This window comes from Acidovorax sp. Leaf78 (assembly GCF_001422735.1).
Classification (GTDB): domain Bacteria; phylum Pseudomonadota; class Gammaproteobacteria; order Burkholderiales; family Burkholderiaceae_C; genus Acidovorax.
In genome coordinates this window covers 265,409-283,150 of sequence record NZ_LMLZ01000021.1, presented here as the reverse complement: position 1 = coordinate 283,150, position 17,742 = coordinate 265,409, and the positions used below count along the sequence as shown (strand labels likewise).

21 protein-coding genes are annotated in these 17,742 nt (G+C 66.9%); 9 read left to right on the top strand and 12 right to left on the bottom strand.

What is annotated here, in order from left to right; all coding sequences use genetic code 11:
• Nucleotides 1-88: 88 nt before the first annotated feature.
• A complete protein-coding gene (locus ASF16_RS17330; protein ID WP_056170035.1) occupies nt 89-874 on the top strand; it encodes a transporter substrate-binding domain-containing protein in 786 nt (261 codons plus the stop codon).
• 96 nt (nt 875-970) lie between these two features.
• Here ASF16_RS17330 and ASF16_RS17325 read toward each other — a convergent pair whose 3' ends face one another.
• The 7 genes from ASF16_RS17325 to ASF16_RS17295 all read right to left on the bottom strand — a co-directional run bounded on the left by ASF16_RS17325 (nt 971) and on the right by ASF16_RS17295 (nt 5,963).
• Nucleotides 971-1,462 (bottom strand): SRPBCC family protein, encoded by a 492-nt coding sequence (locus ASF16_RS17325; RefSeq protein WP_056170032.1) that lies wholly within the window; start codon nt 1,460-1,462, stop codon nt 971-973.
• A gap of 168 nt (nt 1,463-1,630) precedes the next feature.
• On the bottom strand, nt 1,631-1,948 hold the full coding sequence (locus ASF16_RS17320; protein WP_056170029.1) for a DUF2322 family protein: 318 nt from the start codon (nt 1,946-1,948) through the stop codon (nt 1,631-1,633).
• Between the two features lie 115 nt (nt 1,949-2,063).
• A complete protein-coding gene (locus tag ASF16_RS17315; RefSeq protein ID WP_056170026.1) occupies nt 2,064-2,483 on the bottom strand; it encodes a hypothetical protein in 420 nt (139 codons plus the stop codon).
• Nucleotides 2,467-3,090: a nucleotidyltransferase domain-containing protein gene (locus ASF16_RS17310; RefSeq protein ID WP_082517003.1), complete on the bottom strand. Its 624-nt coding sequence runs from the start codon at nt 3,088-3,090 to the stop codon at nt 2,467-2,469. Before ASF16_RS17310 ends, ASF16_RS17315 begins: the two co-directional genes overlap by 17 nt.
• Nucleotides 3,091-3,124: 34 nt before the next feature.
• On the bottom strand, nt 3,125-3,454 hold the full coding sequence (locus tag ASF16_RS17305) for a hypothetical protein (protein ID WP_056170019.1): 330 nt from the start codon (nt 3,452-3,454) through the stop codon (nt 3,125-3,127).
• 92 nt (nt 3,455-3,546) lie between these two features.
• Nucleotides 3,547-4,530, bottom strand: a complete 984-nt coding sequence (locus tag ASF16_RS17300) for an FHA domain-containing protein (RefSeq protein WP_056170017.1) — start codon at nt 4,528-4,530, stop codon at nt 3,547-3,549.
• Nucleotides 4,527-5,963, bottom strand: a complete 1,437-nt coding sequence (locus ASF16_RS17295; protein WP_304439421.1) for a serine protease — start codon at nt 5,961-5,963, stop codon at nt 4,527-4,529. The genes ASF16_RS17300 and ASF16_RS17295 overlap by 4 nt, the downstream gene beginning before the upstream one ends.
• 166 nt (nt 5,964-6,129) lie before the next feature.
• Between ASF16_RS17295 and ASF16_RS17290 the strand changes: the two genes are divergently transcribed.
• A complete protein-coding gene (locus ASF16_RS17290) occupies nt 6,130-7,071 on the top strand; it encodes a M14 family metallocarboxypeptidase (RefSeq protein ID WP_056170011.1) in 942 nt (313 codons plus the stop codon).
• Nucleotides 7,072-7,118: 47 nt separating this feature from the next.
• On the opposite strand, the gene ASF16_RS17285 is transcribed toward ASF16_RS17290, so the two are convergent.
• The 3 genes from ASF16_RS17285 to ASF16_RS17280 form a co-directional block, all read right to left on the bottom strand.
• A complete protein-coding gene (locus tag ASF16_RS17285; protein ID WP_082517002.1) occupies nt 7,119-7,436 on the bottom strand; it encodes a hypothetical protein in 318 nt (105 codons plus the stop codon).
• A 266-nt stretch (nt 7,437-7,702) separates the two neighbouring features.
• Nucleotides 7,703-8,263 (bottom strand): hypothetical protein, encoded by a 561-nt coding sequence (locus ASF16_RS26250; RefSeq protein WP_156372121.1) that lies wholly within the window; start codon nt 8,261-8,263, stop codon nt 7,703-7,705.
• 112 nt (nt 8,264-8,375) lie between these two features.
• The gene (locus ASF16_RS17280) at nt 8,376-10,211 is read right to left on the bottom strand and encodes a glutamine--tRNA ligase/YqeY domain fusion protein (protein ID WP_056170009.1); all 1,836 of its coding nucleotides are present in this window, start codon (nt 10,209-10,211) and stop codon (nt 8,376-8,378) included.
• A gap of 171 nt (nt 10,212-10,382) precedes the next feature.
• Here ASF16_RS17280 and ASF16_RS25570 point away from each other — a divergent pair, with 171 nt between their 5' ends.
• From ASF16_RS25570 to ASF16_RS17255, 6 genes are all read left to right on the top strand, one after another.
• A complete protein-coding gene (locus tag ASF16_RS25570; RefSeq protein ID WP_082517001.1) occupies nt 10,383-10,730 on the top strand; it encodes a hypothetical protein in 348 nt (115 codons plus the stop codon).
• A 212-nt stretch (nt 10,731-10,942) separates the two neighbouring features.
• Nucleotides 10,943-11,413, top strand: coding sequence for a type II 3-dehydroquinate dehydratase (gene aroQ / locus ASF16_RS17275; RefSeq protein ID WP_056170006.1), 471 nt, complete (start codon nt 10,943-10,945; stop codon nt 11,411-11,413).
• Between the two features lie 52 nt (nt 11,414-11,465).
• On the top strand, nt 11,466-11,891 hold the full coding sequence (gene arfB, locus ASF16_RS17270) for an alternative ribosome rescue aminoacyl-tRNA hydrolase ArfB (RefSeq protein WP_056170004.1): 426 nt from the start codon (nt 11,466-11,468) through the stop codon (nt 11,889-11,891).
• A 195-nt stretch (nt 11,892-12,086) separates the two neighbouring features.
• Entirely contained in the window at nt 12,087-12,905 is an 819-nt protein-coding gene (locus ASF16_RS17265) for a class III extradiol ring-cleavage dioxygenase (protein WP_200926922.1), read from the top strand.
• A gap of 54 nt (nt 12,906-12,959) precedes the next feature.
• A complete protein-coding gene (locus ASF16_RS17260) occupies nt 12,960-13,631 on the top strand; it encodes an alpha/beta hydrolase (protein WP_056169997.1) in 672 nt (223 codons plus the stop codon).
• A gap of 257 nt (nt 13,632-13,888) precedes the next feature.
• Complete coding sequence (locus ASF16_RS17255) at nt 13,889-14,791, top strand: DUF3014 domain-containing protein (RefSeq protein ID WP_056169994.1); 903 nt, start codon at nt 13,889-13,891, stop codon at nt 14,789-14,791.
• A gap of 75 nt (nt 14,792-14,866) precedes the next feature.
• Here the strand turns inward: ASF16_RS17255 and ASF16_RS17250 are convergent, their stop codons facing one another.
• A complete protein-coding gene (locus ASF16_RS17250; RefSeq protein ID WP_056169991.1) occupies nt 14,867-16,093 on the bottom strand; it encodes an MFS transporter in 1,227 nt (408 codons plus the stop codon).
• Between the two features lie 117 nt (nt 16,094-16,210).
• On the opposite strand from ASF16_RS17250, the gene ASF16_RS17245 reads away from it, so the two are divergent.
• Nucleotides 16,211-17,224 (top strand): AraC family transcriptional regulator, encoded by a 1,014-nt coding sequence (locus tag ASF16_RS17245; protein WP_056169988.1) that lies wholly within the window; start codon nt 16,211-16,213, stop codon nt 17,222-17,224.
• Between the two features lie 46 nt (nt 17,225-17,270).
• On the opposite strand, the gene ASF16_RS17240 is transcribed toward ASF16_RS17245, so the two are convergent.
• Nucleotides 17,271-17,738, bottom strand: a complete 468-nt coding sequence (locus ASF16_RS17240) for an Lrp/AsnC family transcriptional regulator (protein WP_056169985.1) — start codon at nt 17,736-17,738, stop codon at nt 17,271-17,273.
• Nucleotides 17,739-17,742 lie beyond the last annotated feature (4 nt).

Genomic DNA, 17,742 nt, shown 5'->3' with positions numbered 1-17,742 from the left:
TTCTTTTGTGCGTCCTGCCGGTGCAGCGTTTGCCGCGCGGCCCCCAAGGGACGCTGGTCCATCCCCCTTCTGGAGCGTTTCAAAAATCATGATCACCAAGAAAACACTCGCCGTGGCTGCCACCGTCCTGGTGGCGGGCCTGTCCCTCTTCAGCCAGGCCGCGCAGGCCGGCCCCCGGCTGGACAAGATCATGGAGACCAAGGTCATCCGCGTGGGCACGCCGGGCGACTACCGGCCGTTTGCCATCAAGACGGACGCGGGCCTCTCGGGCCACGACATCGACGTGATCGAGGCCATGGCCAAGGAGCTGGGCGTGAAGATCGAATACGTGCAGACCTCGTGGCCCAACCTGATGAAGGACCTGCAGGCCGACCAGTTCGACATCGCGGTGGGCGGCATCACGCGCAATGTGGCGCGCATCCGCCTGATCGAAATGCTGCCTGGCTACGCGCCCTTCGGCAAAGTGGCGCTGGTGCGCTCGGCCGAGAAGGCCAAGTACAACACCGTGGACGACTTGAACAAGCCCACGGTGCGCGTGATCAAGAACCCCGGCGGCACCAACGAGACCTTTGTGCTGCAGAACCTCAAGACCGCGCAGGTCAGCACGCACGACAAGAACGCCGAGATCCCTGCGCTCATCGCCGAGGGCAAGGGCGACGTGATGATCACCGAGACCTACGAGGCCGTGGTCTACAGCAAGGCCGACCCGCGCCTTCACGCCGCCTTCATCGACGCGCCGCTCACGCCCAAGAGCTACCTGGGCTTCATGCTGCCCAAGGACGATGCGGACTACACCCGGGTGATGAACTTCGTTTGGGGCCAGGTGGACAGCCGGGGCGTGCTCAAGCAGGCCGCCGACAAGTGGCTCAAGTGATACTGATGATGACGATGGTGGCGCCCGCCTGACGGTGCGAACCCGCGCCCTGTGGCGGGCGCGGCTGCCGCAGAACCGGCGTGCGGCTGCTGCAGATCACTCCGCAGGAATCTCGGGCTCGATCAACTGCGCCAGCAACTGCAGCGATTCCTGCCACCCCAGGTAGCACATCTCGGTCGGGATCACTGCAGGGATGCCGGCCTGCACGATGGACACCTCGGTGCCCACCAGCACCTTCTTGAGCACGATGCTGGTGCGCATCTCGCCGGGCAGGTTGGGGTCGTCGAAGCGGTCGGTGTGCACGATGCGCTCGCCGGGCACCAGCTCCAGGTACTCGCCGCCGAACGCATGCGTCTGGCCGTTGCCGAAGTTGGTGAACTGCATGCGGTAGGTGCCGCCCACGCGGGCATCCAGGCTCAGCACCCGGCCCGTGAACCCGTGGGGAGGCAGCCATTTGCACATGGCGTCTGCGTCCAGAAAGGCGCGGTACACCCTCTCTGGCGGGGCGCGCAGCACGCGGTGCAGGGTGACTGTGCCGCTGGCTGCAGCGCTGTGGCTGCTGTTGTCGCTGGGATCGCTGGTCGTCATGGGTTGTCTCCTTGGGGTGTCAACTACTCAGGGTGGATGAAGAAGGTGGGCAGCAGCGGGGGTCGCAGCTGTTCACATTCCTACGACGAACGGGGCAGGCCGTTTTCGACAACAGGCGGCCGGCGCCGGCATTTTTTTCTGAACGCCTGGCGCTGTCCAGCCCTGGCCTCAGGCGGCCACGGTGCGCACGCGAAAGCTCTCGCTGCCCTCGGCCCAGGCCAGCAGGCGGTCGATGTTGGGGTGCTTGCCAGGGAAGGCCTTGGCGTCTGCCGTGTGCTCGGCATACCACTCCAGCCCCAGCGCAGCGGCGGCCGGCGTGATGCTGCCGCCGTACAGGGCCGCCAGCGCGGCGTAGACGACCAAGGAGCCCGTCTGGCCGGGCTTGTTCTCAATGGTGGCCACGACCTGGTCGCCTGCATCCAGCAGCTGCAGGGCTGTGAGGTGGGTGGTGGCGGGGAGTTGCTTGAGGCGGTCTGCGAAGTTCATGGAAAAGGATGGGTCAAGAATAAAAATGGTTGCTACCGCCCGACAGAAAAGCGGCAGGTGCTATCAAAAAAAGAGCGCATGTGCTGGAAATCGCGCGCCTGCATTGTCCGCGACGCTAGCGGCCGCTCGATGCTGCAATGGCCGTGGATACAGCTTCGGTCGCGTTGACCAGATCCTTCACGAGCCGTTCATCTACATCAAGCATGCCTTCGTACTCACCCTGGTTGCGCACGTTGTGGCACTTGTCCAGCACACGCCAGACCGGCGGCCCCAACCCCAAGGTGTGCGGCAGTACCTGAAAGACAATGTAGCGATTGCCCGCGCGGTAGCCCCGACGCCGTAAAGCCGCCAGGCACAGGGCGTGTGCGGCGTTGTAGGCCAGATCAAACCTGCTTTCCAGGGCAAGGGCTGCGTTGTGCGCATCATGCAGGCGTGCTCTGCCAGTGCGCAGCAGGCCGGCAATCTCTGCCTCATCCGGTGGCTCGGCCTTGAGCTGTTTGCCGGGGCCAGAGAGGTTTTCAAGTGCTGGGTGCATGGAGTTGGGCCTCGCTGCCGATCAGCCAGATCTTGGGTTGCTCCCAGACGCGGTGGACAAACGCATTGTCATTGTCAAGGCGCTTGAACCAGTCAGCCGGGCTGTACAGCGTAGGGTTGACCTTGCGGCCCAGCGACACGGTGGCGCCTTCCAGAGCATCAAATACCTCGCCATAGCCCAGGGTGTCACTGACGATCATCACATCCACATCGCTGTGTGCCGTGTCCTGCTGACGCGCCACCGACCCATAGACGAATGCGCCATCGATGTGTGCTGCGAGCGGTGCCAGCGCCGAGCGCAGCACGTCGGCCAACCCCATGGTCTTGAGCACGAGGCCTCTCAGCTCGACAAACACCGGGGCGCTGGTGTTGGCTTGGTAGTGCTTCTGGTTCCCCTGGCGGCTCACCGTCAGCAGTCCTGCCGCCGACAGGGCTGCCAGCTCCCGCTGCACTGCGCCCGTTCCCGATTGCGCCAGTGCTATCACTTCGTTGGCATAGAAGCTGCGGTCAGGCGTACCAAACAGCACAGCCAGCACACGCTGCCGTACCTGGGGGAAAAGCGCATCGGCGATGGATAAGTTGCCGGTGAGATCAGTGGATGTACCCATATTGGGTTTCATCATACCTATTTTGGGTTTTTTTCTATGCCTGCCACACCCCAAACCCGGCCGAGCGCAGGTCGATGCCGATCTCGATCTCCCGGTCCACCGCGTCTTCGTAGCTCATGGGGTTGAAGCCTTCGTACAGGTCGGGCAACAGGCGCAGGCCGTATTGCGTGACGAACCGGTTGGCCTGGATGCCCGCCTTGTGCTTGTCGAACCGCACGTCCGGGTCCAGGCCCGTCATGCCCACGTACACGCAGGGCTTGCCGTCGATGTAGCCCGGGTTGTTCTTGCGAAAGCGCGGCTCCAGCAGCACGTCCTTCGAGAGCTCGACGACGTAGACGTGGTGATGGAGTTTGCGGCGGCGCATGGGTGGGTCGGTGCGTGGGCGCTGGTGGGCAGGACTGCGGTAGCTGGTTGGCCCGGCGCCACAGGCTGGGGCTGTGGCGCCGGGCCGGTTGTTCACTCGTCGTCGTTCCCCTGGCCGTCGTCACGCAGGCGGCGGTCAAGCTTGCCGCGCAGCGATTCGGTCTCTTGCAGGAACTGGTCCACCGGCACGGCAGGGGCCACGCGCAGGCTGGGCGGGAACAGGCTGCTCATGTACAGCGCGGAAGACAACCGCATGTTGTTCAGCCACTGTGCACCCAGCCACGACGGCACACCCACCACCACGGCGGCCACCACCATCAAAGCCAGGCCGACCCGTCGGCGTGGAAGCACGGTGGCCAGGTGGGCGTACAGCGCCCCTGCCAGCACCACCATGGCCAGCACGTTGGCGAACTGCGAGAACACTTCCAGTGAAAAAGCGAATGCCGTCAGATGCGCCACCACATGCACCGCATCCACCGCCAGGGCTGCGGCGCAGGCAATGCGCACATGGCGCCAGAACTGCAGCTGGCCCGCAAACACCTTGTTGACCGCTGCCCACATGCCCGACCAGGCGCCCAGCACGAGCAGCATCATCAGCAGCACGCTCGGCAGTGCCTTCAAGTACTGCAACGTGTCCCGGGCCTCCAGCCACGAATTGCCGGCTGCCGTGGCCACCATCAGCGTCACCAGGGCGGCTGTGGTGCCCGCCGTGCGCCACGGAAACGTCGGCAGCGCCTGCTCTGGGGCGATGGGGGTGTCTGCCAGGCGCAGCGCGACGTGGGTGCGGCCCAGGTCGATCTGCGTGCCTTCCGGCCAGTCGAAGCGGTCGCCTTCGCCGTGGCGCTTGCGGCCCAGGCGTGCGCCGTTGCGGGTGTGCAGTACCTGCACCTGCACGCCCATGGGCGCATCCACCGCGCGGTCGATGCGCAGGTGCGTGGGTGCCACGTGGGGGTCGTCCAGCACGAGGTCGCAGTCGAGGCCCCGGCCCACGGTGACCGGCCAGCGCGTGATGGGAGCGCGCGCCAACAGGGCGCCGTGGCGGTCGAAGGCTTCGATCAGTCCGAGGGTCGGCATCATGGTGCGGCCTCCCAGCGGAACGCCTTGAGGTAGTGGCTTGCCAGCTTCATGCCGTTGTCGAAAGCGATGCCTTGCACGTCCAGGCGGCCCAGCACGCCCTGGGTGGGCTGGTTGGTGCTCGCGGCCAGCACCGTCATGGTGTACAGGCCGGGCAGCTTGCGGTAGGCCGACATGCAGATCACCACGCGCATCGGCAGGCTGCCAGGGTCCACATAACGTTCGGAGCAATCGACCGCCGTCTGGTGGCGGTTGCCGCGCCGCAGAAACTGCTCGTTGGCAAAGCTTTGCGAGTACATGCGCCCGAACCGGGCGGCACCCAGGGTGGGGGCGTTGTAGGTCTCGTAGGCCAGGCGCACCGCGCCGGTGTTGAAGTCACCCGCCACCACATCGCTGTCGGCCCGGCACTGCGTGCGCTCCAGGTTCAGGCCGGGAAAGGCAGGATCGCGCCCCGAGCCCCAGCACCGGGCCAGTGCGTCGTCCGGCACCGGCACGCGGTAGTTGCCATGGCGCTGCTCGCGAAACGGTGCTTTTAGGAACCGGTCCGTCAGCAACTGCTGATGGCCCGTCAGCTGCCGGGTCATCTCGCCGTACGCGGGCTGGGTGATGGGCTCGGCAGCCGCTGCGCGCTGCACCAGCGCCTGCGCGAACTCGGCAGGAATCAGAAAGCTGACCTGCTCCCCATCGAGCCGCTTGGCCACGTTGATACCCAGCACCCGCCCCGCATCGTCCACCGCCGGGCCGCCGCTCATGCCGGGGTTGAGCGTGCCGCCAAAGAAAATGCGTGGGTAGAAGCTGCGCCGCACCAGCCCGTTGTAGGTGCCCTCGGTCACGGCAAACCCGATGTCCAGCGGGTTGCCCAGCGAATAGATGCGCTCGCCCTGCGCCAGGGCCTCGGTGGCGGGCCGAAAGCTCAGCACCGGCGCCGCGGCGGTGCGGGCCTTGGTGCGCAACACGGCCAGGTCGTGCTGCACATCGAACGCCAGCAACTCCACGTCGCCTTCCTGCCCCTCCATCGTCACGTACACGCCGCGATACCGCTCGGGCTCCAGCGCAAGCTGGCTGGCCACATGGAAGTTGGTGACGATCAGGCCGTCGGCGGACACGAAGAACCCCGAGCCGATGGACGCCTGCGTGTCGGCATTGCGCAGCAGCGTGCGGATCTGCACCAGCTTGTCGCGCGACAGCTCGTAGATGCGCCGTGCGTCGCGCGACAGCGCTGTGGCGGGCACCGGCACGGCCGCACCTGCTGTGGAAGGGTCTGCACTGCCGGTGGCCTCACCGCCAGGCGCTGACGGAGCTGTCGGTGCTGCCGGTGCTGCCGGTGCTGCCGGGCCGGGCGCCAAGGGCGGCAGCCCGCCTGCAGGGCGTGCTGTGCTGGCAGGCGCTGTGGGCGCAGGCGGCGCAACGGGTGCGTTCTGGGCGTGGGCTGACATGCAGGCCAGCAAGACAACGAAGGGTGTGACGAGCCGAATCGGCCAAGGCAGGGGAAGGGGCATCGGGGTATTCTATGAACGCTCTGCACTGTGCCCCGCGCCGGCTGTGGAGCCACCCCACGCCACGCACCCCCATTTCGCTTTTCACACACGCCACACCACCGCCATGCCAGACACCCATTCCTACCCCATCGGCACGCCCGGCCAGCCCTGGGGCGCCGCAGAGCGCGACCAATGGCGCGCTCGCCAGGTGCGCCAGCGCAGCTACGCCGATGACGTGCTTGCCGCCATCGAGGCACTGCGCGGCCGATTCGATGTGGAGATGTATGGCGATGTCGTTTATGCCGACGCCCACCACGCGGCAGAGCGCTTTCCCCTGCGGGCCCTGCGCAGCCGCCAGTGGAACGAAGGGTCGCCCAGCGTGCTGGTCACCGGCGGCGTGCACGGCTACGAAACCAGTGGCGTGCACGGCGCGCTGCGCTTTGTGGACACGCAGGCCGAGCGCTTTGCGGGCCGGGTCAACCTGCTGGTGGTGCCCTGCGTCAGTCCCTGGGCGTACGAGCGCTTCCAGCGCTGGAACTTCGACGCCATCGACCCCAACCGGTCCTTTCGCGAAGGCTCACCCGCGCAAGAGGCTGCCGCGCTGATCCGCCTGGTGGCCCCGCTGCGCGGCCAGTGGGCCGCGCACATCGACCTGCACGAAACCACAGACACCGACGAATCCGAATACCGCCCCGCCGTGGCCGCGCGCGACGGCAAGGTGTTCGAGCCGGGCAGCATCCCGGACGGGTTTTATCTGGTGGACGACACCGACAACCCGCAGCCCGCGTTTCAGCAGGCGATCATCGATGCGGTCAGCCGGGTGACGCACATTGCGCCTGCGGATGACCAAGGCGAAATCATCGGCTCACCGATGGTGGCGCATGGCGTGATCCACTACCCGATGAAGCAGTGGGGCCTGTGCGCGGGCATCAGCGGGGCGCGCTACACCACGACGACGGAGGTGTACCCGGACAGTGCGCGTGCCACGCCGGAGCAGTGCGTCGATGCGCAGGTGGCGGCGGTGTGTGCTGCGGTGGAGTTCGTGCTGGCTGAAGCGTCGAACTGAGGGGCTCTGCCGTTCAAGGCAGACGTCGCTGGGCTTCTTGGCCGCTCTTACAGGGTGCTTCCCAGCGCGCCCAGCAACCGGGCGCTCACTTCGGCCGCATCGGGCGTGGCGAACTGCATGTTGTGCTGATCGGTCAGCGCGCCGTGGCCCGGCTCCATGCCGCCGTCAGCGCCGTAGCCCATGGCTTTGAATTTCCAGACCGCGCCGATCTTTTTGAGTGAACCCAGGTGTGCGCCATCGGCCGTGTGGACTGCCACCACCGATTCGTTGACAGGCAATAACTGCAAGGGGCCTGCCACTGGGCCGGGCGGCATGTGGGCGAAGGTGGGTTTGACGGTAGGCGGTTGTTCGGGCGGGTTCAGCATTGCGCGGTTGTATCTCAAAAAGGGAGGTGATCACTACATCGCTGGCCTGGCAGTGGGTTCTTCCGTGATAACGCGCGGGGGATTGCAGGTCGGACGACATTAGCTGAAGGGACGCGCAAAATGGTTTGACCGAGACGATCGATTCAGCGCCGTGTGTTCGTTCTACAGCCGCCGAATTTCTCTCGACTTCAGACGCAATCAGCTATCGCGCCTGCCGGATTCCAGTGCGCTGTTGCCGCCTTCAGCTTTGCGTTGCAGCAGACAACTCACCCTACCTCGGAATGGGCGTGGCTGAGAACTGTGGGATGGGATATACCTACCGCATACCAGCACGAACAGTCAGCTGGGTCAGGGGGACGGTTCCACGAAACCACGAAGTGCAGAGATAACTCGATGCCGCCTGCTAGTGGGCCGACCTGAATCCGGATTCCTCTTTCGGAATAGAGCACTGAGTGCTGCGATGCAGAGATAGCGATCTCGGGCCCCAGCCGTTTTGCAAAACAGTCGTAGTCTTCAGTCCCAACGATGATCTTGTAGCCGAGCCCCTCCCAGCCCTGGGCTTCAAGCCATTCACCAGTTTCCGGCCCTGTACAAAGCGGCACATCGTCGGCCCAACTGCATTCGAACGTGACGCCTTCTGAGGCTTCGCCCGGCGTGCACTGCAGCAACACGATGTGGCAGCCAAGAACAGACATGCCGTCTGGAAGCGCTGGCTCGACGGATTTCCTGAATATGCGGGGGGCCTGATCCCACGCCCCACCGCCCACGCCGCTGCTTTTTGCGAGGAGTGAGAGATTACCGAGTGGAGTTGAAATGTATTGGCGCACTACGTTTTTCTTGACGCTGATTGCTGGAGCACTTGCGCGCGCTTAGGGCCATGGGTATCGGAGCCGCCAACACGTTTCACCCCTCCGGTGATCTCTTCATGATCGAGAAAATTTACTTCCCCCAGGAGTCCTTCAACCCCACCGCCAAGTTAAACACCGGCTTCCCCGCCCGGTGATCCACCCGGTCCGCCACAAAGTACCCGTGCCGCTCGAACTGGAACTTGTCGTCCGGCTGGGCCTTGGCCAGTGACGGCTCCACGATGGCCGTCACCACCGTCAGGCTGTTCGGGTTCAGGCTCTCGATGAAGTCCTTGCCGCCCGCGTCAGGCTGGGCGTCCAGGAACAGGCGGTCGTACATGCGCACTTCTGCATTCACGCCGTCGGCCACGCCGACCCAGGTGATGGCGGCTTTCACTTTGACGCTGTCGGCGCCGGGGGTGCCGCTCTTGGTGTCGGGCACCACGGTGGCCAGCACTTCGGTGATGGTGCCGTTGGCGTCCTTGTTGCAGCCGGTGCATTCGATGACGTAGCCGCCCTTCAGGCGCACCTTGTTGCCCGGGAACAGGCGCTTGTAGCCCTTGGGCGGCACTTCTTCAAAGTCTTCGCGTTCGATCCAGACTTCCTTGCCGATGGTGAAGTGGCGCTCGGGGCTTTCCACGCCTTCAGGGGGGTGGGGCAGGGAGGGCAGGGTGCAGGGCTCCAGGTGGCCGGCGCCCATGACGTCGTCCCAGTTGGTCAGTACCAGCTTGACGGGGTTGAGCACGGCCATGCCGCGGAAGGCCTTGAGCTCCAGGTCTTCGCGCAGGCAGCCTTCCAGGGTGCTGTAGTCGATCCAGCTGTCGCTCTTGGTCACGCCGATGCGCTCGGCAAACACCTGCAGCGATTCGGGCGTGTAGCCGCGGCGGCGCAGGCCGACGATGGTTGGCATGCGCGGGTCGTCCCAGCCGCTGACCTTGTGGTCGTACACCAGCTGGGCCAGCTTGCGTTTGCTGGTGATCACGTAGGTGAGGTTCAGGCGGGCAAACTCGTACTGACGGGGGGGCGGGTTGTTCAGCAGTCCGCCTTCCGTCAAGCGCTCCAGCAGCCAGTCGTAGAAGGGGCGCTGGTCTTCGAATTCGAGCGTGCACAGGCTGTGGGTGATCTGCTCGAGCGCGTCTTCGATGGGGTGCGCATAGGTGTACATCGGGTAGATGCACCAGGTGTCGCCCGTGTTGTGGTGTGTGGCGCGGCGGATGCGGTAGATGGCCGGGTCGCGCATGTTGATGTTGGGGCTGGCCATGTCGATCTTGGCGCGCAGCACCATGGAGCCGTCTTCGTGCAGGCCGGCCTTCATCTCGCGGAACTTGGCCAGGTTCTCGGCCGGGGTGCGGCTGCGGAAGGGGCTGTTCACGCCGGGCTTGCCGAAGTCGCCGCGGTTGACGCGCATCTGCTCGACGGTTTGCTCGTCCACGTAGGCGTGGCCGGCCTCGATCAGGTATTCGGCCGCGCGGTACATGAAATCGAAGTAGTCGCTGGCTTGGTAGGGCGGTGCGCTGGGGTGGCCGTTCCAGTCAAAACCGAGCCATTTCACGGCATCGATGATGCTGTCGACGTATTCGGTGTCTTCTTTTTCGGGGTTGGTGTCGTCAAAGCGCAGGTGGCATACGCCGCCGTAGTCACGCGCCAGGCCGAAGTTGATGCAGATGCTCTTGGCGTGGCCGATGTGCAGGTAGCCGTTGGGCTCGGGCGGGAAGCGGGTGCGGATCTTGGCGGGGTCGGGTTGGCCGGCCGCATGGTGGGCGGCGTCGCCCGGGGTGCCTCCCCAGCGGCGGGTGGCGTAGGTGCCTTTTTCCAGGTCGCTTTCGATGATCTGGCGCAGGAAGTTGCTGGGCTTGGCGGCTTCTGGGGCTGGTGCAGTGGCAGCAGCCGGTGTGCTGGCGGCTGGATTGACGGGGTTTTGGGTGCTCATCGGGTCATTTTAGGGCCCGGTTTCGTGAACGTTTACGCATGGAAACGGTCGAATGTACTTCCAGACACAACGTAAAGACAAATTTATGCCATCCTTTTGCCTACCTGGTGCGTTATGTACCGGTGAGGCGAGTCCATTTGGCTGGCTGTCCTCATTCAAAAGGAGATATCCATGACGAAATCCCGTTCTATCTATGCCTTGGCAGCTTCCGCTGGTGTAGCGCTGGCCCTGCTGGGTGGCGCGGGCGCCGCCCAGGCCCGCGACGTCAACTGGTCCGTGGGCATCGGCGTTCCGGGCGTGGTGGTAGGGGCCAGCAATGGCGGTTACTACGCACCCGCCCCGGTGTATGTGGCCCCCCCGCCTGTGTACTACGCGCCTCCACGGCCCGTGTACTACGCTCCCCCGCCAGCGTACTACGCCCCTCCACCTGCCGTGGTGTACTACGGTGACCGTGGCTACCGAGGCCATCGCCACCATCATCACCGCCATGACCGCGGCTACGGCCGCTGGGATCGTTGATCGTCCCAGCCCAGGTAGCCAGGCCTGACCGGCCCGGTTGCCGCAACTTGTAACCAACCTCTTGGGCGCTAGTCGCTCACAGGCAGCGTCTTTGCACAGGCTGCCTTTTACAGCGGCCTTCGGGCCGCTTTTTCTTTGGGGCGCGCAGGTGGCGGCACAGCATAATTTGGCACCCTTGCCCGCTGCATGGCGGGTGCAACCCCTCGGAGTGCATGTTTGTGAAAACCGTTTTCGTCCTCAATGGCCCCAACCTGAACCTGCTGGGCACGCGTGAACCTGCCGTGTACGGCGCGCACACCCTGGCCGATGTCGAAAAGCTGTGTGCCGACGCCTGCACGCGCCACGGTTTTGCGCTGCGGTTTCACCAAAGCAACCACGAAGGCGCGCTGATCGACTGGATCCACGAAGCAGGCCGCCTGCACGCGGCGGGCGAGCTGGCCGGCGTGGTGATCAATGCCGGGGCCTACACCCATACGAGCGTGGCGCTGCACGATGCCACCAAGGGCACGGGCATCACGCTGATCGAGCTGCACATCAGCAATGTGCACGCCCGCGAGCCGTTCCGGCACCATTCGTACATGGCCGCGGCCGCCAAAGCCGTGATGTGCGGCTTTGGCGTGCTGGGTTATGGCCTGGCCATCGACGGGCTGGCGCAGTTGCAGTCCCAGCAGGCAGCGGCCTGAGCCTGCTGGCGCTACCCGTCTTGTTTCTGTTGCACGCTAGCCCAGTACGCCCATGGCCACCGCATTGACGCCCCCACCGCTGGAGGTGCCCGAAGACGAGGTGGAGATCACCGCCATGCGCGCCCAGGGCGCGGGTGGGCAGAACGTCAACAAGGTATCGAGCGCGGTGCACCTGCGCTTTGACGTATGGGCGTCGTCTTTGTGCGAAGGGGTCAAGGAGCGCCTTTTGTCCCTGCGCGACAGCCGCATCACGCAGGACGGCGTGGTGGTGATCAAGGCGCAGCAGTACCGCAGCCAGGACCAGAACCGTGCCGACGCACTGCAGCGCCTGAACGCGCTCGTCAACACGGTCGCCGTGCCGCCCCGCGTGCGGCGTGCCACGCGGCCGACCTATGGCTCGCAGCAGCGGCGGCTGGCGGGCAAAAGCCAGCGCAGCGAAACCAAGGCGCTGCGCGGCCGAGTGAAGGATGGGTCCTGAGAGCTGTCAACGGACCCTGAGCAGGTTGCCGTTGTCGGGGTGGCGATTTTTTGTTGCCCGGCGCATTGGCAGTTTTACCGCCTCATTAGCACCACCCGTGGAACGATCTGTCTGATGCACAGGGCTTGGTATCGCGGGCTGTCGGTCCTACATTCAATGCATCCCCCCCACGCAATGAATCCAAAGGACATCGCCATGTCTGCCACCGCCCCTGCTTCCCCTGTTGTTCCTGCACTGTTCGTCTCGCACGGCGCGCCGCTGTTTGCGCTGGACGCGGGCACCACCGGCCCTGCGCTCACGCAGTGGGGTGACAGCCTGAAGGCGCAGTACCCCGGGCTGCGCGGCGTGGTGATCATGTCGCCCCACTGGATGGCACGCTCGCCGCAGGTCATGACGGGCCCGCAGCCGGACACTTGGCATGACTTTGGCGGGTTTCCGCCCGCGCTGTACCAGCTGCAATACCCGGCCCCGGGCTCGCCCGCGCTGGCGCAGGAGGTGCTGGGCTTGCTGCAGGCTGCCGGCGTGGCAGCCCAGGGTGATGCGGCCCGCCCGTTCGACCATGGTGCCTGGGTGCCGCTGATGCATCTGTTCCCGCAGGCCGATGTGCCGGTGGTGCAGGTGGCCCTGCCCGTGGGCGCTGGGCCGGCCGAGGTGTACGCGCTGGGCGCGGCACTGCGCAGCCTGCGCGACCAGAACGTGCTGGTCATCGGCTCGGGCAGCATGACGCACAACCTGGCCGAGTTCTTTGGCGGCGAGCGCGAGCCCGCGCCCTACGTGCTGGAGTTCAGCCGCTGGATCGAAGCGGCCCTGGCGCGCGGCGACATGAAGGCGCTGCTCAACTACCGCAGCGAGGCGCCGCACTCACGCCGTGCACACCCGACCGAAGACCATTTTTTGCCGATCTTCTTTGCGCTGGGCGCCGCGGGCGACGATTTGCAGGCCCACTACCTGAGCCGCGAGGTGATGTACAGCATGCTGTCGATGGATGCGTTTGCCTTGCAGCCCGTGCATTGAGACGCCCCAGTTCGCCCACCTATCTATCTTCAAATCCGGCCCTGCCGCTCATCCATGCTTGATCTACCGCTCACCTTTTTGCAGCGCCCGGCCGCTGCCACCTCGCCCCGGCCCTGGCTGCTGGTGCTCATGCACGGCGTGGGCAGCAACGAGCAGGACCTGTTCGGCCTGGCGCCGCACATTCCCGAGCGTTTTCATGTGCTGAGCCTGCGGGCTCCGTTTCGCATGGGGCCGGGCTCGCACGCGTGGTTCGACTTTTCCATCGAGCCCAACGGCGAGCGCACCATCAACGAGGAGCAAGAAGCGCAAAGCCGCGCGCTGGTGGCCCAGGCCATCGCGTCCGCCGCAGAGCAACTGGGCATTCCGCCCGAGCGGGTGGTGGTGGGCGGCTTCAGCCAGGGCGGCATCATGGCGCTGTCGCTGCTGCTGACCCAGCCCGCGCTCATGCAGGCGGCCATGGTGTGGCACAGCCGCCTGCTGGCGCAGGTGCTGCCCCTGGCCGCGCCGCCCGATGCGCTGCGGGGCAAGCAGCTGTGGCTGAGCCACGGCACGCACGACAACGTGATCCCCCTGGCCCACGCACAGGCCATCGCGCAGCACATGGGCCCGCTGCCCGTGGCGGTCACGTACCGGGAGTTTCCAGGCGCGCACGAGATCCGCCCGGCGGAGCTGTCCGCCACCGTGACCTGGCTGGACTCGCTGGCTGGCCCGCCGGCGGCTTTCTGACCCGGCGGGCGGGGGCATAGGCCAGCACACCCACATCCTCCTGCGCACCGCAGGGCTGCCCGTGCCGTGCCGCGCCGCTCGCGCAGCGGTCGCGTGGCGAGGTCTGGGAAGGCACCGGCATCGCCCAGCGGGTACATGGCGTTACGCACCGGGCGCAGGCGCGGTTTCCAATGGTGCATTGCACCCCGCACGGGAACGCATGGCGGCCCACGCCGTCGTACCCATGGCGTGCCCCATGCACCGCCACAGGAGACCCGATGCCCGATCACGACACCGCCGAGTTTCGCCCCGCACCCGAGGGTGCATCGCCCCTGCCCAAAGTCGCCCTCGCAGCCCTGGGCTGCGCGGCCATCGCGGGCGCTGCGTGGTGGTTCTGGCTGCGCCCCGCAGAGCCCCAGCCCGCGCCATCACCGCCCCCGGTGGCTAGTGCGCCTGCAGCCCCGGCAGCTGCACCCCCCCTGCCCGAAGCCTCGGGTCCGCAGAACCTGGTCGATGGCCTCGCGCCCGCCGATGCCGCCTTGCCGCCGCTGGCGGAATCGGACACCCGCGTGACGGCCTTGCTCGGCGAACTGCTGGGCAGCGACAAGGTGACCAGGTTTCTGTGGACCGAAGGCTTCGTGCGCCGCGTGGTCGCCACGGTGGACAACCTGGGCCGCGCCCAGGCGCCGTCGCGCATGTGGCCGGTGCAGCCCACGCCCGAGCGCTTCACGGTGGAGGGTGTCGAGGGCGCGCAGACCATCGCCCCCGCCAACGCAGCGCGCTACAGCGCGGTGCTGGCCTTTGCCGAGGCCGTGCCGCTGGACGCCGCGGTGGCGCTGTATGCACGGCTTTACCCGCTGTTCCAGCAGGCGTATGAAGAGGTGGGCTACCCCCGGCGCTACTTCAACGACCGCCTGGTGGCCGTGCTGGACCACCTGCTGCTCGCGCCCGAGCCCAAGGGGCCGCTGCGCGTGAAGCTCCTGCCGGTGAACACCGACGTGCCCGACCTGCGGCCCTGGGTGCGCTACGAGTTTGCTGACCCGGCGCTGCAGGCCCTGTCGAGCGGCCAGAAGATCCTGGTGCGCATGGGGCCCGCCAACGCGGCGCGGGCCAAAGCGCTGATCCGCGAAGTGCGCCAGCGCGTCGCCACCGGAGCGGTGGCCCGCAAGCCCGTGCCGTAGTCCCGCACTGCGTGGGGCCGTGGCGGCAGGCTGTGCGGTGGGGATGGGCTTGGGGGCTCCAACCCCTGCGGCGGGTCAGGCCTGCGCCGGCCGTGGGCCGTGGCGCAGGGTCAGCAAGGTGCCCAGCGTCAGCGCTGCCAGGGCAAACGCCGGCCCGCCCAGGGCGCCCACGTGGTCCACCATCAGCCCGCCAAAGATGGCGCCGTTGGCAATCGCGATCTGAAACGCCGCCACCAGCAGCCCGCCCGCGCCCTCCGCCTGGTCGGGCGCGGCCCGCACGATCCAGGTCTGAAAGCCCACCGGAAACGCGCCGAATGCAAAGCCCCACAGCGTGACCGCCACCGCCGTGATGGCCGCCGACTGCCCGGCCACCAGCAGCACGGCGGCCAGCACGGCAATGACGGCACCACCGGCCACGATGGCCTGGCGCTCGCTGCGCCCGGCGATCCATCCCCCCACGAAGTTGCCGAAGAAACCGCCCACGCCATAGCCCAGCAGCACGGCCGTGATGGTGGCCACCGACAGGTGGGTGACCTGCTCCATCAGTGGGCGAATGTAGGTAAAGCCGGCAAAGTGCCCCGAGATCACCAGCAGCACCGCCAGCAGCGCCACGCGCACCGGCGGGCGGCGCAGCAGCTCGCCCAGTACCTTGAGGTTGGGGTTGTCGCGCGGGGGCAGGGCGGGCAGGGCCACCAGTTGCACGGCCAGCGTGACGAGGCTGATGCCGCCCGCCGCGACGAAGGCGCTGCGCCAGCCCCACATATCGCCCATCCACGCGCCGATGGGGGCCGCACACACGGTGGCCACCGACACCCCGGTCAAGATGAACGACATGGCCCGCGCAAACAGCGAGGCCGGCACCAGCCGCATGGCCAACGCTGCCGACATAGACCAGAACCCGCCCAGCGCCACGCCCAGCAGCACCCGCGCCGCCAGCAGCGTGGCCATGCTGCCGGCCAGGGCCGACATCACGTTGGACAGCACCAGAAGCAGCGTGAAGGCGATCATCACCAGCCGGCGGTCGATGCGGCGCGTGAGCAGCGGCAGCGACGGGGCGGCCACGGCGGCCACCAGCGCGGTGACGGTGACCGCCTGGCCCGCGGCCCCATCGCTCACGCGCAGGTCGCTGGCCATGGCGGTCAGCAGGCTGGCGGGCAAGAATTCGGCCGTGACCAGGCCGAACACGCCCAGCGCCATGGACGCCACGGCCGCCCAGCGGGCCTCGGCGGGCTCGGGGGTGGCGTGGGGGACGGGTTCGAACGCCGATGCAGGTACGGAGTCGGCATCGGCCACGGCGCCCATGGGCGCATCCAGGCAGGTGGAGCAGGAAGAAGAGGAGGACACGGGCAAAGCCTTGGGTTGGAACGGACGTCCATGCTAGGGATAAGATGTCGGCGTTTCCATGCCGTAAAAGCCGAAATGCTTGACTTTTCATCCAGATCGTTTGACCAGGTGCCGCAGCCGCCGTGGGTGGAGCCGCCGGACCTGCTGACCCAGATCCTGCTCGGCCTGCGCCTGGACGGCGTGGAGTATGGCCGCTGCGTGCTGCACCCGCCCTGGGCCATCGCTTTTCCGGCGCAGCGCTCGGCGCGGTTTCACTTCGTGGGCCACGGCGGCGCCTGGCTGCGCACGCCGGGCAGCGAATGGCAGCGCCTGAACATGGGCGATGCAGTACTGCTGCCGCACGGAAGCTTCCACGTGCTGGCCAGCTCGCCCGACGTGCCGCCGGTGGACATCGACTCGCTGGCGCGCAAGGCCGTGTCTGAAAACATCTACCTGGTGGATGGCCGCGAGGCGGGCCGCGCGCCCCTGGGGGCCCCGGTTGCGCCGCCCCCGCCGCTGGCGCCCGACGTGCTGTTCAGCGGCGCGCTGCGCTTCAACCTCGACCCGCTGCACCCGCTGATGGCCATGATGCCTGCCGTGATGATGGCCGGCGACCTGGCGCGGCGCGACGCCACCGTGCCCGTGCTGCTCGACGCCATGGAGCGCGAGGTGGCGCAGGACCGCATGGGCGCCTGCGCCATCCTGGCGCGCCTGGCCGACGCCCTGGCGGCCAGCATCATCCGCGCCTGGGTGGAATGCAGCTGCAACAGCCCCACGGGCTGGATCGCCGCCGTGCGCTGCCCGCGCATCGGCAAGGTGATCGCCGCCATCCACGCCGAGCCCGAGCGCGACTGGAACGTGCCGCTGCTGGCCGACCTGATGGGTGCCTCGCGCTCGAGCTTTTCCGAATCGTTCACGCGCACCATGGGGGAGAGCCCGGCGCGCTACGTGGCCAAGGTGAAGATGTCGCAGGCCCGCCGCTGGATCGCACGCGACGGCATGCGCGTGGCCGTGGCGGCCCATCGGCTGGGCTACGAGTCCGAAGCCTCCTTCAGCCGCGCCTACAAGCGGATCATCGGTCACCCGCCCAGCACGGCGCGTGCGGAGTGATGGAAGCTGGACGATGGAGGAAGAGCAGGGCGCTGGAGCCCGAACGCTATGCCCGGGGCAGCGGCAGCGCCGTCTTGTAGCGCACCTGCTTGAGCGCAAAGCTCGAGCGGATCTTTTCCACGCCGGGCATCGGGGCGAGCTGCTCCACGATGAAGCGCTCCAGCGCCGAAATGTCGGCCACGGCGACGCGGATCAGGTAGTCGCTGTCGCCGCTCATCAGGTAGCACTCCATCACCTCGTCGTGCTCCGCGATGCGGCGCTCGAAATCGGCCAGCGCCTCCTTGCTCTGCGCCTTGAGGCTGATGCTGATGAATACGTTGAGCCCCAGCCCCAGCGCCGCCGCGTTGGCCAGCGCCACATAGCGGCTGATGACGCCTGCGGCCTCCAGCGCCTTCACCCGCGCAAGGCACGGCGAGGGCGACAGGTGCACACGCCGCGCCAGCTCCACGTTGGACAGGGAGCCATCGGCCTGCAGCTCGGCCAGAATGCCCAGGTCCAGGGTATCGAGTTTCATATGC